This window comes from Tsuneonella flava (assembly GCF_002870965.1).
Lineage (GTDB): Bacteria > Pseudomonadota > Alphaproteobacteria > Sphingomonadales > Sphingomonadaceae > Tsuneonella > Tsuneonella flava.
This window is the reverse complement of record NZ_PHSO01000004.1, coordinates 21239-40275: the sequence shown is the minus strand read 5'-3', so window position 1 is coordinate 40275 and position 19037 is coordinate 21239. Positions and strand designations below refer to the sequence as shown.

General features: G+C 61.3%; 17 protein-coding genes. 7 read left to right on the top strand and 10 right to left on the bottom strand.

Going from position 1 to position 19037, the window contains the following annotated elements; genetic code table 11:
* Positions 1–84: 84 nt before the first annotated feature.
* Genes CV013_RS03775 through CV013_RS03765 form a run of 3 tightly spaced genes read right to left on the bottom strand, consistent with a single transcriptional unit; the run spans position 85 to position 3314 of the window.
* A complete protein-coding gene (locus tag CV013_RS03775) occupies positions 85–825 on the bottom strand; it encodes an N-formylglutamate amidohydrolase (protein ID WP_223805299.1) in 741 nt (246 codons plus the stop codon).
* Positions 822–1631 carry a 4-(cytidine 5'-diphospho)-2-C-methyl-D-erythritol kinase gene (locus CV013_RS03770; RefSeq protein ID WP_102153947.1) on the bottom strand — a complete coding sequence of 270 codons (810 nt, stop codon included), beginning with the start codon at positions 1629–1631 and terminating at the stop codon, positions 822–824. Before CV013_RS03770 ends, CV013_RS03775 begins: the two co-directional genes overlap by 4 nt.
* Positions 1632–1664: 33 nt before the next feature.
* Complete coding sequence (locus CV013_RS03765) at positions 1665–3314, bottom strand: electron transfer flavoprotein-ubiquinone oxidoreductase (protein WP_102154519.1); 1650 nt, start codon at positions 3312–3314, stop codon at positions 1665–1667.
* Between the two features lie 93 nt (positions 3315–3407).
* Between CV013_RS03765 and CV013_RS03760 the strand changes: the two genes are divergently transcribed.
* The 4 genes from CV013_RS03760 to CV013_RS03745 all read left to right on the top strand — a co-directional run bounded on the left by CV013_RS03760 (position 3408) and on the right by CV013_RS03745 (position 7673).
* Positions 3408–4169 carry a hypothetical protein gene (locus CV013_RS03760; RefSeq protein ID WP_102153946.1) on the top strand — a complete coding sequence of 254 codons (762 nt, stop codon included), beginning with the start codon at positions 3408–3410 and terminating at the stop codon, positions 4167–4169.
* A 6-nt stretch (positions 4170–4175) separates the two neighbouring features.
* Positions 4176–5981: a lytic transglycosylase domain-containing protein gene (locus CV013_RS03755; RefSeq protein WP_102153945.1), complete on the top strand. Its 1806-nt coding sequence runs from the start codon at positions 4176–4178 to the stop codon at positions 5979–5981.
* 1 nt (position 5982) lies between these two features.
* Entirely contained in the window at positions 5983–6510 is a 528-nt protein-coding gene (gene moaB / locus CV013_RS03750) for a molybdenum cofactor biosynthesis protein B (RefSeq protein WP_102153944.1), read from the top strand.
* 65 nt (positions 6511–6575) lie between these two features.
* Positions 6576–7673 (top strand): PA0069 family radical SAM protein, encoded by a 1098-nt coding sequence (locus CV013_RS03745; RefSeq protein WP_102154518.1) that lies wholly within the window; start codon positions 6576–6578, stop codon positions 7671–7673.
* Positions 7674–7761: 88 nt separating this feature from the next.
* Here the strand turns inward: CV013_RS03745 and CV013_RS03740 are convergent, their stop codons facing one another.
* The 4 genes from CV013_RS03740 to CV013_RS03725 form a co-directional block, all read right to left on the bottom strand.
* Entirely contained in the window at positions 7762–9567 is a 1806-nt protein-coding gene (locus CV013_RS03740) for an acyl-CoA dehydrogenase C-terminal domain-containing protein (RefSeq protein ID WP_102153943.1), read from the bottom strand.
* 50 nt (positions 9568–9617) lie between these two features.
* Positions 9618–10061 (bottom strand): MerR family transcriptional regulator, encoded by a 444-nt coding sequence (locus CV013_RS03735; protein ID WP_102153942.1) that lies wholly within the window; start codon positions 10059–10061, stop codon positions 9618–9620.
* Positions 10062–10093: 32 nt separating this feature from the next.
* Positions 10094–10471, bottom strand: a complete 378-nt coding sequence (gene hisI / locus CV013_RS03730) for a phosphoribosyl-AMP cyclohydrolase (protein WP_102153941.1) — start codon at positions 10469–10471, stop codon at positions 10094–10096.
* 381 nt (positions 10472–10852) lie between these two features.
* Entirely contained in the window at positions 10853–11602 is a 750-nt protein-coding gene (locus CV013_RS03725) for a ComF family protein (protein ID WP_321196980.1), read from the bottom strand.
* A gap of 48 nt (positions 11603–11650) precedes the next feature.
* On the opposite strand from CV013_RS03725, the gene CV013_RS03720 reads away from it, so the two are divergent.
* Positions 11651–12406, top strand: a complete 756-nt coding sequence (locus CV013_RS03720) for a methyltransferase domain-containing protein (RefSeq protein WP_102153940.1) — start codon at positions 11651–11653, stop codon at positions 12404–12406.
* On the opposite strand, the gene ppdK is transcribed toward CV013_RS03720, so the two are convergent.
* The 3 genes from ppdK to CV013_RS03705 are packed head-to-tail and all read right to left on the bottom strand — an operon-like array spanning position 12403 to position 18218.
* Positions 12403–15075, bottom strand: a complete 2673-nt coding sequence (gene ppdK / locus CV013_RS03715; protein ID WP_102154516.1) for a pyruvate, phosphate dikinase — start codon at positions 15073–15075, stop codon at positions 12403–12405. The two genes, CV013_RS03720 and ppdK, sit on opposite strands and share 4 nt — an antisense overlap.
* Before the next feature lie 60 nt (positions 15076–15135).
* Positions 15136–17310: a glycine--tRNA ligase subunit beta gene (gene glyS, locus CV013_RS03710; RefSeq protein ID WP_102153939.1), complete on the bottom strand. Its 2175-nt coding sequence runs from the start codon at positions 17308–17310 to the stop codon at positions 15136–15138.
* On the bottom strand, positions 17307–18218 hold the full coding sequence (locus CV013_RS03705; protein ID WP_102153938.1) for a glycine--tRNA ligase subunit alpha: 912 nt from the start codon (positions 18216–18218) through the stop codon (positions 17307–17309). The genes glyS and CV013_RS03705 overlap by 4 nt, the downstream gene beginning before the upstream one ends.
* 177 nt (positions 18219–18395) lie before the next feature.
* Here CV013_RS03705 and CV013_RS03700 point away from each other — a divergent pair, with 177 nt between their 5' ends.
* Complete coding sequence (locus CV013_RS03700; protein WP_102153937.1) at positions 18396–18593, top strand: helix-turn-helix transcriptional regulator; 198 nt, start codon at positions 18396–18398, stop codon at positions 18591–18593.
* Complete coding sequence (locus CV013_RS03695; RefSeq protein ID WP_123639950.1) at positions 18577–19005, top strand: hypothetical protein; 429 nt, start codon at positions 18577–18579, stop codon at positions 19003–19005. The genes CV013_RS03700 and CV013_RS03695 overlap by 17 nt, the downstream gene beginning before the upstream one ends.
* The last annotated feature ends 32 nt before the right edge of the window (positions 19006–19037 follow it).

Genomic DNA, 19037 nt, shown 5'->3' with positions numbered 1-19037 from the left:
GTCTAACGCGAAAATCTTTAGGCGGCTACAGGTCTGGGTGAAGAAGGGTGAGCGAGGAGGGCAAAGCGCGCCATCCCAGCCAGCTTACCCCGCATCCATCATCACTGCGACCCGGCCCGCGATATCGGCGATCATCGTCGCCCAGCGGGCTTGCCCTGCTTCCGTGCGGATCTGATCGTTGCGGACCTCAATCGCGAGATAGGGAATGCCCGCGCTTTCCGCATGACGGTTCATCGTCGCGTTGAGCTGCTTGCCCGAATAGGGCTCGTTGTCGCCAACAGTCAGACCCTGTTCCGCGAACAGGCGGATCGCATGGCGGGCCGCACGGTCGTCTGTATTGTACAGCAGGCCCACTTCCCACGGGCGCTGCTCCTCCGGCTTGCTCGCCAACCCAGGGGTGAACGAGTGGAGCGATATGATCAGGCGTGGCGCGGTTGCGGCGATGAAATCGGCCAGCGCGGCGTGATATGGCCGGTGAAACCGTTCGATCCGCAGAGGCAGATCGGCACCGATATTGCCGGGGATCAGATGCCCGTCGCTGGTCGTCGGCACGACACCGGGATGATCCTCCTCCCGATGCAGGTCAATCACCAGACGGCTGATGCAGGCCAGATGTGCGGGGATATGATGACGTAGCGCGAGGCGTTCGGCGGTCCCTTCCACCCCGATATCGACCGCGATATGATCGCCCAGCAATTCGGGCGCGATCCCTAGCGGCAGATCGTCAGGCACATAGTTCGACGCATGATCCGCCACGCAGACCACCCCACCCTTGCGCGGTTCATCGCCAAGGCCGAGCTGACGGAAAGGCTGCCATTCGTTCACGGACGTAAATCTCCAATCATCTGCCACCAGTCGGGCTGTGTGCGGGCGAGGAAATCGGCCACCGCATTGCGTTCGCCAGAGGTATGAAACAGAGCGAAACATGTCGCCCCGGAACCGGACATACGGGCGAGGAATGCGTCTGTTCCGCTCAACGCCTTCAACACATCATCAATTGGCGGACAAAGCGCGATAGCGGGGGCTTCCAGATCGTTGCGCCCCTCCGCCGCGATCCGCGATGCCGGACCTTGCGGCAATGGTCCGCGATCCTGACCATCCCACGCACGGAACACCGGACCGGTAGCGAGCGGAACGCGCGGGTTGATCAGCAGTACGGGGGTGCCCGCCAGATCGTTTTCAACCGGGGCCAGTTCGGTGCCTGTCCCGCTGCCAAGGCAAGCGCGGCTTTCGACACAGGCGGGAACATCCGCACCCAATCTGGCCGCCCGTTCGCGCCAGTCGTCGGGCAGGCCGTGCAGGGATTCGATCAGGCGGAACACCGCCCCGGCATCCGCCGAACCGCCGCCCAGCCCCGCCGCCACCGGCAGGTTCTTTTCCAGCGTAATCGTTACGCCCCCCGGATGCGTCAACGTGCCGACAGCCTGCATTGCGATATTGGCGAACGGATCGGATAATGCCTGTGCGAATTCGCCAACGGTCGTCAGTTCATCCCGCTCCGACGGGCGCGCGCTCAGCACGTCGCCTGCATCGACAAATGCAAACAGCGTTTCGAGTTCGTGATACCCGTCCTCGCGCCGCCGGCGAACATGCAGCGCGAGGTTGATCTTGGCGTAGGCGGTTTCTTTCATGCGACCCGCCCCGCGATGGGGAGGCGCATTACCTTACATATTGGGATAGTTCGGCCCTCCGCCCCCTTCGGGCGTCGTCCATGTGATGTTCTGGTTGGGGTCTTTGATATCGCAAGTCTTGCAGTGGACGCAGTTCTGCGAATTGATCTGAAACTTCGGCTCACCCGTCGTTTCATCTTCCAGCCACTCGTACACTCCGGCCGGGCAATAGCGGTTCGACGGCCCGCCATAGACGCCCAGTTCGCTCGTCACCTGCAATTCGGGGTCTTTCACGATAAGGTGGCACGGCTGATCTTCGGCATGGTTGGTGTAGCTGAAGCTGACCGATGTAAGCCGGTCGAAACTGATTTCACCATCGGGCTTGGGATAGTCGATCTTGGGGAACAGGTCGGCGCGGCCGGTCAATTCGTAATCGGGTTCGTGCTTCATCGCGATCGGCAGGCCGATTTTGAGCTGGCGCATCCACATGTCCACCCCGGCGATAACCGTGCCCAGCTCGCCGCCGAACTTGGCGACTGCAGGTTGCGCGTTCTGGACTTTCTTCAGTTCGGTTGCGATCCAGCTATCGCGAACAGCGGCATCGTAATCCATCAGTTCGCTGCGCTCTTCACCGCGACCGATAGCGGCAGCAATCGATTCGGCAGCGAGCATCCCGCTCTTCATCGCGGTGTGGCTACCCTTGATGCGCGGCACGTTGACGAAGCCCGCGGCACACCCGATCAGCGCGCCGCCGGGGAAGGCCAGCTTGGGCACGGACTGCCACCCGCCTTCGTTGATGACGCGCGCGCCATAGGCCACGCGCTTGCCCCCTTCGAGATATTCGCGGATCGAGGGATGCTGTTTCCAGCGCTGGAATTCCTGATACGGGCTGACCCACGGATTCTTGTAATCGAGCGCGGTCACAAAACCGAGCGCGACCTGACCGTTCGCCTGATGATAGAGGAAGCCGCCGCCCCAGCTATCGCTCTCGTTCAGCGGCCAGCCCTGCGTGTGCAGCACGCGGCCGGGAACGTGTTTATCGGGATCAATGTCCCACAATTCCTTGATGCCAAGGCCATAGACCTGCGGCTGACAATCGGCCTCCAGATCGTATTTCGCTTTCATCCGTTTGGTCAGATTGCCGCGCGCGCCCTCTGCAAAGAGAGTATATTTCGCGTGGATTTCCATGCCCGGCTGGAAATCGCCCTTGTGCGAACCGTCGGCGGCCACGCCCATGTCCTGTGTGATCACACCGCTCACGGCCCCGTCTTCGCCCACGATCACTTCGGCAGCAGGGAAGCCGGGGAACACCATCACGCCCAGCGCTTCAGCCTGTTCGGCAAGCCAGCGACACAGGTTGCCGAGCGAGCCGGTGTAGGTGCCGTGGTTCGACATAAACGGAGGCATCAGGATATGCGGGATGGAATGATGCCCGTTTTTCGTCAGCACCCAGTGCCAGTTATCCGTCACCGGCGTTTCTGCCAGCGGGCATCCCTGATCGCGCCATTCGGGCAGCAGTTCGTCGATCGCCTTGGGATCGACCACTGCGCCGGACAGGATATGCGCCCCGATTTCCGAACCTTTTTCGAGTACGATAACCTCAAGGCTGTCGTTAAGCTGCTTGAGACGGATCGCGGCGGACAGGCCCGCAGGCCCGCCCCCGACGATTACAACGTCACACGGCATCGATTCACGTTCGACCATCAGCTTCACCCGTCCCTGTTCAATTCCTGCAAAATGTGTCGATGTGCTTGATTGCAGCCGCGTGGCAGGTCAAGACCCTCTCAAGAATATCGCATGGATACCAAACCACCCCTTCCGCTTGCCACACAGGTTGCCGCCGCATTCGATTGGTGGCGGGAAGCTGGCGTCGATGCCGATTTTGCCGACGATGCCACTGGCTGGCTGGCCGATCCGGTTGCGGAAACGACCGGCAACTCTCGCGAAGAACCGCCACGTCGAATAGTCGAAACGACACCGCCCCCACCGCCGCCGGTACAACCGGTTGGCGGCGATTCAGCCAGTTGGCCCGATACTTTGCCAGAGTTTCGCCAGTGGTGGCTGGCAGATCCGTCGCTGGACGAAGGTGGAATTGCGCCGCGTGTTGCCTCTCGCGGGGAAGTCGGCGCTGACTTGCTAGTGCTGATCGCTCAGCCGGAGGAGAGCGATATCGAACGGCTCCTCTCTGGAGCATTGGGGGCGTTGCTGGACGGATTTCTCGACGCAGCAGGGCTCGACCGTGATAAAACCGCCGTCGTCGCTGCATTGCCGCGCCATACGCCGGTGCCCGACTGGCGCGTTCTGGCCGATCGGGGACTGGGGAAATTACTTAGCTATCACATTGGTTTGTATGCGCCGAAACGCATGTTGATTCTGGGACGCAACATTTTGCCGCTTTGCGGGCACGATCTGGCGCAAGGTGCTGCCACGTTACAAATTTTTAACCATGATCGTGGAGAGATACCGGCTATGGCCGAAGTGGGGCTCGAACGATTGCTGGCGAATGCCGCATCCCGCGCCCGCCTTTGGCAAAGATGGCTGGACTGGACGGACAGGTAAATCGGTATGATACGGGGGAAATTCGGAAAATCGTGGTCAATCGCTGCGGCAGGCGCGGCGGCAACTCTATCCTGCCTGATCGTCGCTAGCCCTGCTAATGCCAATGCCAGCGCGGCGGAATATTTCCGTGCCCGGGCCAATTCCACCAATGTCCCCGAACTGCTGAACCAGTCTGAGAAAGACTGGTACAAGCGGCTGTTCTCTGCGATTGACAAGCACGACTGGAGCAGTGTCGATGCGATGTTCGCCGAACGGCCCGATGGCCCACTGCACCACATCGCTCGAGCCGAATACTATCTCGACGCCAACAGTCCGAAGGTAGAACTGCCCGCGATTCAGGCATGGCTGGCCAACGGCACCAATCTGCCTCAGGCGGATCAGATCGTGCGACTTGGCCTGAAGCGCGGTCTGGAGACGCCCCCGCCCCTGCCCAGCACACAGCAACTCGTCAGCCAGCCATATTCGCCGAAGCGCATTCTGCCGCGTAGCGTGAATGATGGCACGATGCCGAGCGAGATCAGCAGCGCGATCCTGCAAAAGATTTCCGCAGACGATCCCGATGGGGCGCGTCTCCTGCTCGACGGAGTCGATGCCGGACTATCCCCGGAATCGCGCGCCGAATGGCGCCAGCGGGTCGCCTGGTCGTATTACATCGAAAACCGCGATGCCGAAGCTCTGGCGATGGCGCAGACTGTCGGTCAGGGCGGCGCTGGCGATTGGGTTGGCGAAGGCGACTGGGCGGCAGGGCTGGCTGCATGGCGGCTGGGTTCGTGCTCGCAAGCTGCGGATTCTTTCCAGAAAGCGACCCGTACTGCTCGCAATCCTGAACTCGCCGCCGCCGCCTATTACTGGGCGAGCCGTTCTCTGGTTCGTTGTCGTATGCCGGAAAAGGCCGCCGAACTGCTACGCGGTGCGGCAGCGCGGGATGAAACCCTCTATGGCATGCTGGCGCGCGAGCAACTGGGCGAACATCTGCCCCGCGCCAATCGCGGGCCGGATTTCGACATGTCCGATTGGAAACGCCTGCGCGAAGTGACCAATGTGCGAACCGCAGTCGCCCTGGCGGAAATAGGCCGCGATTCGCTCGCTGACGAAGTGCTCCGCCATGAAGCGAAGATTGGCGATCCGGGCGAGTATGGCGCGTTGTCGCGTCTTGCCCGCGAACTGGGCCTCCCCTCCACACAGCTTTGGATGGCGCATAATGCCCCTCGCGGAGCCAAGGCTGAGCCCGCCCTGCGCTATCCCGCGCCACGCTGGCAACCAGTCACCGGATGGCAGGTCGATCCGGCGCTGGCCTATGCCCACGCGCTACAGGAATCGAACTTTCGCACCGACGCGGTAAGCCCGGCACAGGCGCGCGGTTTGATGCAAATTACGCCAATCACGGTGAAGCAACACGCCCCTCGCCTCAGCATGAGCGCGAGCTATGTGAACCTCAACGATCCGGGCACCAACCTCGCCTTTGGGCAGGAAAACCTCGAAATGCTGCGCGATTCGTCAGCCACCGGTGGCCTGCTACCCAAAATCATGGCGGCGTATAATGCCGGGCTTTCACCCATCACCCGCTGGAACAGCGAAGTGAACGATCAGGGTGATCCGCTGCTATACATGGAGAGCATCCCTTATTGGGAAACGCGCGGTTATGTCGCTATCGTCATGCGTAATTACTGGATGTACGAACGGCAGGCGGGCGGCGCGTCCGATAGTCGCAAGGCACTGGCACAAGGCATGTGGCCCACTTTCCCCGAACTGTCGGGTAGTCGCGCCGTGCGCCTGACACGCAACGATGCGCCGATGGCATCGCAGCCCTGATATGGCGGTTGATCCCGCACGGCCATTTACTCCGGTTAACATTGCGCTGCTCACCGTTTCCGACAGCCGCACTCTGGCGGATGATACCAGCGGCGACATTTTGGCGCAGCGGATTTCCGATTCCGGTCACAATCTGATCGCTCGCAAGATAGAGCGTGACGATGCCGACCGCATCGCCGCACAGCTTAATGACTGGATCGATCATGCCGATGTCGATGTGATCGTAACAACCGGCGGCACAGGGCTGACCGGGCGCGACGTCACTCCCGAAGCACTCGACCTGGTGAAGGAAAAGGACATTCCCGGTTTCGGCGAATTGTTCCGTTGGATCAGCTATCGCTCCATTGGCACAAGCACAGTGCAAAGCCGGGCCTGCGCCATCGTCGCACGCGGGACATATGTCTTCGCCCTGCCCGGATCGAACGGCGCGGTGAAAGATGGCTGGGACGGCATTCTGGCGGAGCAACTCGACAGCCGGAACCGACCCTGCAATTTCGTGCAGCTCCTGCCTCGTTTGCAGGAACGGTAGCGATATAGTTCGCTGAGATATCTTCGCGCTAGATTACAGCATTTGTTCCATGTATGTTCCACTCAATGGATCATATCCGGCCTCCCAAAATGCACGGTCGCGGCGCTCAATCGGCACGGTTTCCCGACCGGTTCGGCATGGTGCAGCGAGAGCTGGACGGCGACTGGCGCGACTATATGGAATCGCTCGCCAGTCTGGAGGGGACACCACCGGTCAAACTGCGAACCACGGTGACGGACGAATTTCCAAAAACGATCGTCAGTTTCAATTCCTCTCCCGATATTCCGTTTGATCGTTCGATCAACGCCTATCGCGGCTGCGAACATGGCTGCATCTATTGCTTCGCCCGCCCCACGCACGCCTATCACGATCTGTCGCCGGGGCTCGATTTTGAAACGCGTCTGTTTGCCAAGCCGGATGCACCGCGCCTGTTGCGAGAGACGCTCGCCCGCCCACGCTATCGCCCTGCCCCCATCGCCATGGGCACCAATACCGACCCTTATCAGCCGATAGAGCGGCGCTACCGCATCACCCGGCAGGTTCTCGAGATCTGCCTTGAAACGCGCCATCCGGTAACGATCACCACCAAATCCGACCGCGTGTTGGATGATCTCGATCTGCTGGCCGCACTGGCGAAACGTAATCTCGTGGCGGTGGCGATTTCGGTGACGTCGCTTGATCCGAAGCTATCTGGCAAGCTCGAACCGCGCGCCGCGGCCCCGGCCAAACGCATTGTCGCATTGGGCAAGTTGGTGGAAGCTGGCATTCCCGCGCACTGTTCCGTCGCGCCGGTGATCCCGGCGATTACCGACGAATTCCTGGAGGAGATCATTCAGGCCGCCGCTACACAAGGGGTGCGCTCCGCCGGGTGGATCGCATTGCGCCTGCCCCACGAAGTTGCGCCGCTGTTCCGCGAATGGCTGGCGGTTCACTTTCCGGATCGGGCGGGCAAAGTGATGTCGATCGTCCGGTCGATCCGCAATGGCCGGGATAACGATCCGGATTTCTTCACTCGGATGAAGCCATCGGGCGTGTGGGCGGACCTGTTCCGCGCCCGCTTCAAACTGGCATGCAAGCGGGCCGGTATCGGCAAGGCCCGCTTCACTCTGGACGATAGCCAGTTTCGCCCGCCATCGCTGGATGGGCAATTGCCTCTGTTTTAGCGCGAAGCGACGCGGCACCTCGCGGCATCATCGCAATCGGGCAAAAGCCCGGCGCGACCATGCCGCGCCGGGCCAGATTGCAGTCGGATCAGGCGGCGGTTTCGAAGGCCGCTTCGTCCAGAGCCATCATCGATTCCGCACCGGTTTCGATCTTGCGGCGCAAAGCGCCTGCATCGGGCACATACCGATCCATGAAATAGCGCGCGGTGGCGACCTTGGTTTCATAGAAGGCCTTGTCGTCAGCACCATCGGCCAGCTTTGCCGAAGCGACCTTCGCCATACGCAGCCACATCAGGCCGAGTGTCACGATACCCATGATGTGCATGTAATGATGCGCGCCTGCTCCCAGATTGTTGGGATTGGCCATCGCATTCTGCATGAACCACATCGTCGCGGCTTTCTGTTCTTCGAGCGCACGCTCCAGCTTTTCCGCCAGCGGGGCCAGAGATTCGTCACTCTTGGCAGCGGCGATTTCCTCGTCGCACACAGCAAAGAACTTCTGCACGGCAGCGCCGCCCTTGGCAGGTAGCTTGCGACCGCACAGGTCCATCGCCTGCACACCGTTGGTGCCTTCATATATCTGGGCAATGCGGGCATCCCGCACGAACTGCTCCATGCCCCATTCCTTGATATAGCCGTGGCCACCAAACACCTGCTGCATGTTGACAGCAGTGTCGAAACCCTTGTCTGTGCCATAACCTTTCAGAACGGGAGTGATGAGACCCAGCAGGAGATCGGCCTCTGCCCGTTCTTCCTCTGTAGCTGCCTTGTGCGTCAGATCGACCAGCAGTGCGGCCCAGAGATAGAAAGCGCGCATACCTTCGGTGAAGGCCTTGGCATCCATCAGCATCCGCCGCACATCGGGGTGCACGAAGATCGGATCGGCCTTCGCTTCGGGATCGGCAGGCCCGGTCAACGCACGACCCTGACGGCGATCCTTCGCGTAAGCGACGGCATTCTGATAGGCGACTTCGGACTGCGCCAGCCCCTGAATGCCGACACCGAGACGGGCAGCGTTCATCATGATGAACATGGCCGCCAGGCCCTTGTTCTCTTCGCCGACCATCCAGCCTTTCGCCCCGTCATAGTTCATGACGCAGGTCGCGTTGCCGTGAATGCCCATCTTGTGTTCGATCGAACCGCACTGCACCGCATTGCGTTCGCCCAGCGATCCATCATCGTTCACCAGCACTTTGGGGACCAGAAACAGGCTGATACCTTTGCTCGAATCCGGTGCGCCCGGCGTTTTCGCCAGCACCAGATGAATGATGTTTTCCGTCAGATCGTGTTCGCCTGCGGAAATGAAGATCTTGGTCCCGGTGATCGCGTAGCTGCCATCGGCCTGCGGCTCCGCCTTAGTGCGGATCAGGCCCAGATCGGTGCCGCACTGCGGCTCCGTCAGGTTCATTGTGCCCAGCCACTTGTTGGCGATCATATTCGGCAGATATTTCGTCTTCAGCTCTTCGCTGCCGGTCGCGTAAATCGCATTGACGGCGCCATTGGTCAGACCCGGATACATGCCGAACGAATGGTTGGCGGTGGAGATGAATTCTTCCACGGCAAAACCAAGCACATGCGGCATCGCCTGCCCGCCGAATTCTTCCGGCGAGGAAATCGTGCCCCATCCAGACTCACGGTACTGATCGAACGCCGCCTTGAAACCACTGGGCGTAGTGACAGAGCCATCGGCATTGCGGGTGCACCCTTCCGCATCGCCCTGCTGATTGATCGGTTGCAGAACTTCCGCAGCGAACTTGCCGCATTCGTTGATAACGGTATCGATGATGTCAGGCGTCGCGCTCTCGAAACCGGGCAGATTGCCGTAACTGGCAAGATCGAGCACTTCGTTCACGATGAAGCGGGCATCACGTGTTGGGGCGGTATAAGTAGGCATGGGCGGTCCTTAGATAACTGGTCTGAGATTACTGGCTTCGCACAAGGGCATCACCCCTCGTCGATCACCTGTTCGACCTGAGTGATGAAATCGGTAAGCTCCGCGATGGCGGAATCGATATCGGCGCGCTGACGCTTGAGCTTGGCGATATGCGCGCGACATCTTTCAATTGTCACGCGGCGCTGTTCGGCCCGCCCGTCTCCGAGGTCGTAGAGATCGATCATCTCGCGGATTTCGGACAGGCTGAAACCAACATTTTTGGCCCGCATAATCCACGCGAGCCGCGCCCGATCCCGCTTCGAATAAATCCGGGCAAGCCCGACCCGACGCGGAGCGATCAAGCCTTCGTCTTCGTAAAAGCGCAGTGCGCGCGCGGTACAGTCGAATTCCTCCGTCAGGTCGGAAATCGAATACTGATCGCGCCCGCGTTCATCGGGCCGTTCGATATGCGCGCCGCCGTGGCGCCGCTCTGGTTCGGAAGCGGGCTGGTTCATACTTGCCTTGATCGCATTACCTTACGTTTGCGTCAAGTCTTGACGTTTTGGAGAGAACCGTCACGAAGCGTTCGGTAAAAGCAACTCACGGCACCGGTGTGGCATGTCGGGCCCGCTGCCGCGCATTCGAGGACGAGCGCATCCTGATCGCAATCCACCAGAATGCGTTTCACCGTCAGCACATGGCCCGATGTCTCGCCTTTTTTCCAAAGTCGCCCGCGAGAGCGCGAATGGAAGTGCGCCTCTCCGGTAGCAATCGTGGCATCCAAGGCCTCGCGGTCCATAAAGGCGACCATCAGCACGGCCTTGCTTTCCGCATCGACCACAACTGCACTGAGCAGGCCTGCTGCATCGAATTTGGGCTGGAAGCCGGAGCCTTGCTCACGGTCTGACTCAGAAGTCGCGTTCATTTATTGCTCTTCTTATTAGGTAAAGGGATCGTTGTTGCACGATAACCACATGCAGGTGCCAAAATCCATGCAGAGCGTACATCGCACTTTGTTGAACGGATCAAAAGTGGGAATAGCTTAGCAGCGGTTCGAAAGCGGGCCGCCAACCGGAACGTCGGTGCCAGCAAGAGCGCCAGGTTCAGGGAAAGATCGGGAAGCGCAACGCGCCAAACGCGACGCACCGATCGACGATGAGGGATCGGACCCAGGTGACCGACAAGGGGGTGGTTGCCGTTGCCGCAAGGCGGGTCCCGAGAATTTCGTCACGGCACGCCCGGGGTTAATAGCCCCGGGCGTTTCCGCATCAGGCCCGGGCATTTTCCAAGCGACCGCCCTTCTCTTCTACTCATCGAGAACACGGGCGAAACAGGCGATCACTACTTTGCTTGCGCCTGCGCGTTTAAGCGCACGCACACAGGCATCGCTTGTCGCCCCGCTAGTCAGCACATCGTCGATCAGGATCACTTGTGCGCCTGCGATCTTCTCTGCACGGCGCGGGTTTAGCGCAATCGCGCCCGACAGCGCGCGGGCCCGCGCCTTTTGCCCCAACCCACCCAGGCTCGGAGTACGCCTGGCTCGCAACAGCGCATCGACCGCAACCGAGCTATCGGTCGAACGCGCAATCTCGCGCGCAAGCAGCGCAGCCTGATTGAAGCCGCGTGACCACAGGCGCCAGCGATGCAACGGGACCGGCACCACGATCCATTGCCCGTCGAGCCGGGGCAGACGGGCACCGATCAGACGGGCCATCAGCGGCGCCAGCGCGGTTTTGCGGCCATGCTTGTAAGACAGCACCAGTTTGCGCGAGATATCGCCATACAGCGTGCCCGCGGCAATTCCATCATGAGCCGGCGGCTTTGCCATACATACCGCGCAAATCGCGCCCTGCCCCACGTCCTCGCTATTCAACGGACGCTGGCAACTGGCACAAGCCGGTTCGCCGGGAATCCGCAGATCGGCCCAGCAATCGCCGCACAGACCGGTCTGCGACCGAATGCCCGATCCGCACACCGGGCAGCGCGGTGGATAGATCAGGTCCACCAGTGGGGCAAAGACCTCTGCGATATTGGAACGGACTTTGCCCATGCTCATCGCGCAATGCCCTTGTATCGCCGCTGCCGTACGCGCAAAGGCGTTGGCATGACTGAAGGCCCGCCGACGATATTCAGCCCGGCCCGCCGGGAAGCCCGCATGATCCGCGCGCGATCCTTGCAACAGGCACCCAAGGCAGCAGACTGGCTGGCGCAATCGCTGATCGAGGACATACTCGACCGGATCGATTTTATGCGGCTGGAGCCCAGGCGCGCGCTCGCTGTCGGCATCGGGGCAGAACGCCTTGGCGCATCGCTGGAGGCGCAGGGCGCGCGTGTGGTGGTTACCGATCCGCTGGCGCTCGACCACGAGCAGCCGTGGCCGATCGGCGATTTCGATCTGATTGCCAGCCTTGGTACGCTGGCGACCGTCAACGACTTGCCCGGCGCGCTAATCCACCTCCGCAATGCCCTGCACCCCGGCGGTATCGCTATGGCGAGCATGATCGGCGCTGGCAGTTTCCCCCGCCTGCGCGCCGCGCTGTTCGCTGCCGATGGAGAGCGGCCTGCGGCCCGGCTGCACCCGGCGGTCGATGCACAGGCCGGTGCCGCGCTGTTGCAGCGGGCAGGCTTTTCACAGCAGGTGTCCGATAGCTGGACCCTGCGCCTGCGGTACGGATCGCTCGATGCGCTGGTGGCCGACATGCGGGCGCAAGCACTCAACAGCGCGCTCTCCGACACCGCCCCACCGCTGACGCGCGACGGGCTGGATCGTGCGCGCGCCGCGTTTCTGGATGGCGCGGACAAGGACGGCAAAGTCATCGAAACTGTCGAGGTTCTCACCCTGACAGGCTGGCGGACCTAGCTTTTTTCACGCAAGGCGGCCTGTGCCGCCGCCAGTCGCGCAATCGGCACACGATAAGGCGAGGCGCTGACGTAATCGAGCCCGACCTCTTCGCAGAACGCAATACTGGCCGGATCGCCGCCATGTTCTCCGCAGATGCCCAACTTGATGTCGGGCCGGGTTGCCCGGCCGCGCTCCGCCGCCAGTTGGACCAACTGGCCCACACCATCGACATCGAGACTGACGAACGGATCGCGCGCGAAGATGCCCTTATCGACATAGGTGCTGAGGAACCGCCCTGCATCATCCCTCGAAACACCCAGAGTTGTCTGCGTCAGATCATTGGTTCCAAACGAGAAGAACGTCGCCTGCTCAGCAATTTCCCCGGCCATCAGCGCGGCGCGCGGCAATTCGATCATCGTGCCCACAAGGTATTCGAGTGTGCGCCCCTTTTCCGCGAACACTTCGTCGGCGGTCTTGTCCACCAGCGCCTTCATCAGTTCCACTTCGCGGCGCGTGCTAACAAGCGGGATCATCACTTCGGGCACCGGTGCCTCTCCGCTGGCATCGGCCACTTCGCAGGCCGCTTCGAAGATCGCCCGCGCCTGCATCTCGTAGATTTCGGGATAAGTGATCCCCAGACGACATCCGCGATGGCCCAGCATCGGGTTGAATTCGTGCAATTCCTCCGCCCGGCGCCGCAAGTGATCGACACCGTAGCCGGTCACTTCGGCCAGCTCTTCGAACTCGGCATCGCCGGTCGGCAGGAACTCGTGCAGCGGCGGATCGAGCAGGCGGATCGTAACGGGCAACCCGGCCATCACCTCGAAAATCGCCCGGAAATCGGCGCGTTGTTCGGGCAGCAGCTTGGCCAGCGCCTTGCGCCGCCCCGCTTCGTCTTCGGCCAGGATCATCTGGCGCACTGCACTGATGCGGTTGGCATCGAAGAACATGTGTTCGGTGCGGCACAGGCCGATGCCTTCCGCGCCAAATTGCACAGCCATCTTGCAATCGGCCGGAGTTTCCGCGTTGGTCCGCACTTTCATCCGGCGGTGTCGGTCGGCCCATTCCATGATCGTGCCGAAATCGCCCGCCAGTTCGGGTTCGATCGTCGCGACTTCGCCTGCCATGACCTGACCGTTGCCGCCATCGAGCGTCAGCGTATCGCCTTCCGCCAGCTCGCGCCCGCCGATCCGCAAGGTCCGCGCTTTCATATCGATCGACACCGCCGACGCACCGGAGACGCAGCAGCGCCCCATACCGCGCGCAACCACCGCCGCGTGTGACGTCATGCCGCCACGCGCGGTCAGGATGCCCTGCGCCGCATGCATGCCGTGGATATCCTCTGGCGAGGTTTCCACGCGCACTAGGATCACTTTCTCGCCCCGCCCCGCCCATTGTTCGGCGGTATCGGCATCGAGCACGATCTTGCCACTCGCCGCGCCCGGCGATGCGGGCAGGCCAGTGGTCAGCACATCGCGCGCCGCGTTGGGATCAAGCGTGGGGTGCAGTAACTGATCGAGCGCCATCGGATCGACCCGCAGCACTGCGGTTTCTTCGTCGATCAGCCCTTCGCCCGCCATTTCGACCGCCATCCGCAGCGCAGCCTTCGCGGTACGTTTGCCGCTGCGGGTTTGCAGCATCCACAGCTTGCCGCGTTCAACAGTGAACTCGATATCCTGCATGTCGCGGTAGTGGTTTTCGAGCAGGTCGAACACTTTGGCCAGTTGCCCGTAAGCATCGGGCATCGCCTCTTCCATGCTCAGCGGCCTGGCCCCGGCGGCTTCGCGCGCGGCTTTGGTCAGGTATTGCGGGGTGCGGATGCCCGCCACCACATCTTCACCCTGCGCGTTGACCAGCCATTCGCCATAATACGCGCGCTCGCCTGTCGCGGGGTCGCGAGTGAAGGCAACGCCGGTCGCGCTGGTATCGCCCATATTGCCGAACACCATCGCCTGCACGTTGACCGCAGTGCCCCAGTCGCCGGGAATGTCGTTCAGGCGGCGATAGACCTTGGCCCGATCGCTGTCCCAGCTATCGAATACAGCGCGGATCGCACCCCAGAGCTGTTCGTTCACATCCTGCGGGAACGGGGTGCCCTGTTCCTGCGCCACGATGCCCTTGTATTCATCGACCAGCGCCTGCCAGTCTTCCGATTCCATTTCGGTATCGGCGAAATAGCCCTTGTCTTCCTTGGCGATTTCCAACGCCTCTTCGAACAAGCCATGATCGAGGCCGAGCACGACGTCCGAGTACATCTGGATGAACCGGCGATAGCTGTCCCACGCGAAGCGCGCGTCTTCGCTGGTCGCCGCCAGCCCCTGAACGGTTTCATCGTTGAGGCCGAGGTTGAGCACGGTATCCATCATGCCCGGCATCGACACCCGTGCACCGGATCGGACCGACACCAGCAGCGGATCGGCCGCATCGCCAAACCGCTTGCCAACGGCACCTTCGATATGGGTCAGCGCCGTGGCCACATCGGCGCGCAAGGCATCGGAGAAGTCGCCACCATCGCGCAGATAGCGCACGCATTCTTCAGTGGTTATCGTGAAGCCGGGAGGTACCGGCAAGCCGATGCTGGCCATTTCGGCAAGGTTCGCGCCCTTGCCGCCGGTAATGGTCTTATCCTTCTGCCGAGGATCGGAATGCGGCGCATTGCCGCCGAAGGTATAGACCGAATTGTTCATGTTCATCCCTGCTTATCTGAAGACATGGACCGCATGTTACACAGTCCAATAGGAAGAAAGTTACCCCTCGATACGCGAGAAGTCAGCAACGTTGTGCACCGCAGCACGGAACCGTGCAAGCAGACCGAGGCGTGTCGTGCGTTTGATTTCTTCATCGGCATTAACGGTGACTTCTTCGAAAAAGCGGTCGATCGGCGCGCGCAAGCTGGCCAGTGCCGCCATCGCCGCGGCGAAGTCTTCCGCTTCGATCGCAGTGGCGGCCTGCGGCTCGGCAGCGTCGAGCGCGTCGATCAGCGCCTTTTCCGCCGCTTCGGGCGTGTAGGAAAGCCCCCCGCTCGCCCCCCGCTGGGCGTAGATCGCGCGCATCTGCGGATCGTCGACATTTTCCATCGGGTCTTCATCGCCGGTGCGAGCGACGCGCTCGGCGGTATCTTCCCACCCTTCCTTGCGAAGAATGTTCGCCGCGCGTTTGTATCCGGCGAGCAGGTTGGTGCCGTCTTCGGTTTCCATGAAGGACTGGAGCGCAGCCGTTCGGTTAACCATGCGAACCGTGTCGCCACGCTGCTCCACCGTAATGACAGCATCGATCATGTCATGGCGGATATTCGCATCGCGCTGCTGGACCTTCAATCGTTCGATGAGGAACGATGCAATATCCTGCCCCTTATCATCCGACTTCCCGGAATGGGCAGCATTGGCAATGAGATCGAACATAGACACCCGGAGCCGATTATCCAAAATCAGGCGCAGGATCCCCAGTGCCGCTCTACGCAAGGCAAACGGATCCTTTGAGCCTGTTGGCTTTTCGTCGATTTGAAAGAAACCGACTAGAGTATCCAACTTATCCGCCAGGCTCACCGCCACCGTCACCGGCGCAGTCGGCACGTCGTCGCCCTGCCCCACAGGCTTGTAGTGATCGCGGATCGCGTCGGCCACGGCATCGGGCAGACCTTCGGCACGGGCGTAGTAGCCGCCCATCAGGCCCTGAAGCTCGGGGAACTCGCCGACCATCTCTGTCACGAGATCAGCCTTGCATTGCATCGCCGCATCAAACGCCCAGTTACCGAGCTGCACCTTCGCCTGCGGAGTACTTTCCTCCGCTTTCACAATGCCCTCGGTCGCCAGCCACCGGGCCAATTTGGCGACCCGTTCGACCTTGTCGGCCACGGTGCCCAGCTTCTCGTGGAAAGTAATCCGCTCCAGCTTCTTTGCGTGGTCTTCCAGCGAAGTCTTCCGGTCCTGCTCCCAGAAGAACCGCGCATCGCTGAGCCGTGCGGCGAGCACTTTGCGGTTGCCATCGACAATCGCCGCACCGCCATCACTGCTGGCGATATTGGCGGTGCAGACGAAAGCGTTGGCGAGTTTGCCGGCGCTGTCTTCGCACACGAAATACTTCTGATTGGTCCGCGCCGAGAGCTGGATCACTTCGGGCGGCACGTCGAGGAACGCCTCGTCGAACCGGCCAAGCAAAGGCTGCGGCCACTCAGTCAGCCCGGCGTTTTCGATCACCAGCCCTTCATCGGCCACCAGCGTCAGACCGGCATCGGACGCCACCTTCGCCGCCTGTTCGCGGATCAGGTTCTGGCGTTCTTCGTGATCGACGATCACATGGGCTTCGCGCAATGTCGCGGCGTAGTCGGCCACGCCAGCGATGACGATATCGCCGCTCGAATGGAACCGATGCCCACGGGTCAAACGTCCGCTGGCGACCCCGCCCACTTCGCATTCGACCACATCGCTATCGAGCAATGCGACCACGCCCGACAGCGGGCGCACCCAGCGCAAGCTTTCGGTGGACAGCGAAGCCGCGCCCCAGCGCATCGATTTGGGCCAGGGGAATGCGCGGACGATAGCGGGGATCGCCTCTGCCAGCACGTCTGCCACCGCGCGGCCCGGCTTCTCGATCACAGCGAAGTAGGTGTTGCGCCCCTTCACATCGCGCAACTCCAGCTGATCGCGGGTGACGCCATTCTTGCGACAGAACCCGTCGATGGCCTGATCCGGCGCGCCTTCGGGCGGCCCCTTGGCTTCTTCGCTGACCGCTTCGGTCGCCAGCGGCAGATCGCACGCAATCAGCGCGAGGCGGCGCGGGGTGGACCACACCCTGATCGCGCCGGGAGAGACACCCGCCGCTGCCATTTCGGCGCGGAACAACCGCTCCAGATCGGCGCGCGCACCGGCCTGCATCCGTGCGGGGATTTCTTCGCTACGCAGTTCGAGGAGGAAATCACTCATAGCGACCACTCCGGGAATTTCGCTTGCCATTTCGGGGCCATATGCTCGGCATATTTCTCACAGCTCGAACGCGCCAGATCGCGCACCCGCCCCATGTAACTCGCGCGTTCCTGCACCGAGATCACCCCGCGCGCCTGCAACAGATTGAACACATGGCTCGCCTCGATCGCCTGTTCGTATGCCGCGATGGGGACGTTGTTGTTCAGGCAGTTGCGGCATTCCGCCTCCGCCTTGTTGAACAGATCGAACAGGGCATCGGTGTCAGCGACTTCGAAGTTCCACTTCGACATCTGCTTCTCGTTTTCGAGGAACACGTCGCCATACGAAACGCCGCGCCCGTCGAAGTTCAGATCGTACACATTATCAACGCCCTGAATGTACATCGCGAGCCGTTCCAGCCCGTAAGTCAGCTCGCCGGCCACCGGTTTACAGTCGAAGCCGCCCATCTGCTGGAAATAAGTGAACTGCGTCACTTCCATTCCATCGCACCAGACTTCCCAGCCCAGTCCCCACGCGCCAAGCGTAGGGCTTTCCCAGTCATCTTCCACGAAACGGATATCGTGCTTGAGCGCATCGATCCCGATCACGCCCAGACTGTCGAGATAGAGCTGCTGGATGTTTTCCGGGCTCGGTTTCAGGATCACCTGATACTGATAGTAATGCTGCAACCGGTTGGGGTTCTCGCCATAGCGCCCGTCGGTCGGGCGGCGGCACGGCTGAACGAAGGCCGCATTCCACGGCTCCGGCCCCAGCGCGCGCAGCGTAGTGGCAGTATGAAACGTACCCGCCCCCATCCGCATATCGTAAGGCTGAAGGATCAGACAGCCATTCGCACTCCAGAAATCGTGGAGAGCCAGGATCATATCCTGAAAGCTGTTCTTCGGGTCGCGTTGAGCCACGGCAGTCATAGGCGCGGCCTTTGGCGTATGGCCTTGGAGTGGTCAATGTCCGAGGTGCGTGCAAGCATTAAAAGTCAGGAAAACCGCACAAAATGTCAGGTAGTGTTGACATAGTCAGCATAGTGCGACATTTAGTCAGGCATACCTGACACCGAGTCGGGTATTTGGATTGAAATTGGAGGTGCGATGAACAACCGCCTCAAAGTACTACGCGCCGAGCGGAACTGGAGCCAGGCTGAGCTGGCCGGGCAGCTCGACGTGTCGCGGCAGGCGATCAATGCGATCGAGACCGGCAAGCACGATCCGTCGCTGCCGCTCGCGTTTCGCATCGCCCGCCTGTTTGAAATGACCATCGAGGAGATATTCGATGACGGACATGAATAGCGCAGGCCTGTCAGGCGAAGAACGCCTGAAGAACCGGCGCCGGGCCTATTGGAAATATATCGGCTGGGCGATGGGGATCGCTTTTGTGGCGGGAGTGGGCGGCGGTGTGCTGGCCATACTCGCAGTCAAAGGGGTGGTTCCGGCCTGGATACTGTACCCGCTGACGGCTGTAACGCTGATCGCTTTCGCATGGTTCAGCTACGACTATTTCCGGCGGATCGACGAACTCGACCTGCTTGACAACCTGTGGGCCACCACGGTCGGGTTTTACGTCTATTTCGCGCTCGAAATATGCTGGCTGCTGTTCAACCGCGCCGGACTGACCCCGCCGCCCGATGACATCGCTGTGCTCGGAATATCGATGCTCGCTCTCGTGCTGACATACGGCTGGCGCAAATTGCGCTGGAATTGAACGCCACCCATCACCACACATTCGTTTTACGA

What these genes read in the sequence shown, in the direction of transcription:
- CV013_RS03695 (WP_123639950.1), top strand. Translation starts at nt 18,577, where the DNA reads ATGACGGACATGAATAGCGCAGGCCTGTCAGGCGAAGAACGCCTGAAG.
- CV013_RS03770 (WP_102153947.1), bottom strand. Translation starts at nt 1,631, where the DNA reads ATGAAAGAAACCGCCTACGCCAAGATCAACCTCGCGCTGCATGTTCGC.
- hisI (WP_102153941.1), bottom strand. Translation starts at nt 10,471, where the DNA reads ATGAACGCGACTTCTGAGTCAGACCGTGAGCAAGGCTCCGGCTTCCAG.
- glyS (WP_102153939.1), bottom strand. Translation starts at nt 17,310, where the DNA reads ATGAGTGATTTCCTCCTCGAACTGCGTAGCGAAGAAATCCCCGCACGG.
- CV013_RS03735 (WP_102153942.1), bottom strand. Translation starts at nt 10,061, where the DNA reads ATGAACCAGCCCGCTTCCGAACCAGAGCGGCGCCACGGCGGCGCGCAT.
- CV013_RS03755 (WP_102153945.1), top strand. Translation starts at nt 4,176, where the DNA reads ATGATACGGGGGAAATTCGGAAAATCGTGGTCAATCGCTGCGGCAGGC.
- CV013_RS03725 (WP_321196980.1), bottom strand. Translation starts at nt 11,602, where the DNA reads ATGAGCATGGGCAAAGTCCGTTCCAATATCGCAGAGGTCTTTGCCCCA.
- CV013_RS03765 (WP_102154519.1), bottom strand. Translation starts at nt 3,314, where the DNA reads ATGGTCGAACGTGAATCGATGCCGTGTGACGTTGTAATCGTCGGGGGC.
- CV013_RS03745 (WP_102154518.1), top strand. Translation starts at nt 6,576, where the DNA reads ATGGATCATATCCGGCCTCCCAAAATGCACGGTCGCGGCGCTCAATCG.
- moaB (WP_102153944.1), top strand. Translation starts at nt 5,983, where the DNA reads ATGGCGGTTGATCCCGCACGGCCATTTACTCCGGTTAACATTGCGCTG.
- CV013_RS03705 (WP_102153938.1), bottom strand. Translation starts at nt 18,218, where the DNA reads ATGACTGCCGTGGCTCAACGCGACCCGAAGAACAGCTTTCAGGATATG.
- CV013_RS03700 (WP_102153937.1), top strand. Translation starts at nt 18,396, where the DNA reads ATGAACAACCGCCTCAAAGTACTACGCGCCGAGCGGAACTGGAGCCAG.
- CV013_RS03740 (WP_102153943.1), bottom strand. Translation starts at nt 9,567, where the DNA reads ATGCCTACTTATACCGCCCCAACACGTGATGCCCGCTTCATCGTGAAC.
- CV013_RS03760 (WP_102153946.1), top strand. Translation starts at nt 3,408, where the DNA reads ATGGATACCAAACCACCCCTTCCGCTTGCCACACAGGTTGCCGCCGCA.
- ppdK (WP_102154516.1), bottom strand. Translation starts at nt 15,075, where the DNA reads ATGAACAATTCGGTCTATACCTTCGGCGGCAATGCGCCGCATTCCGAT.
- CV013_RS03720 (WP_102153940.1), top strand. Translation starts at nt 11,651, where the DNA reads ATGACTGAAGGCCCGCCGACGATATTCAGCCCGGCCCGCCGGGAAGCC.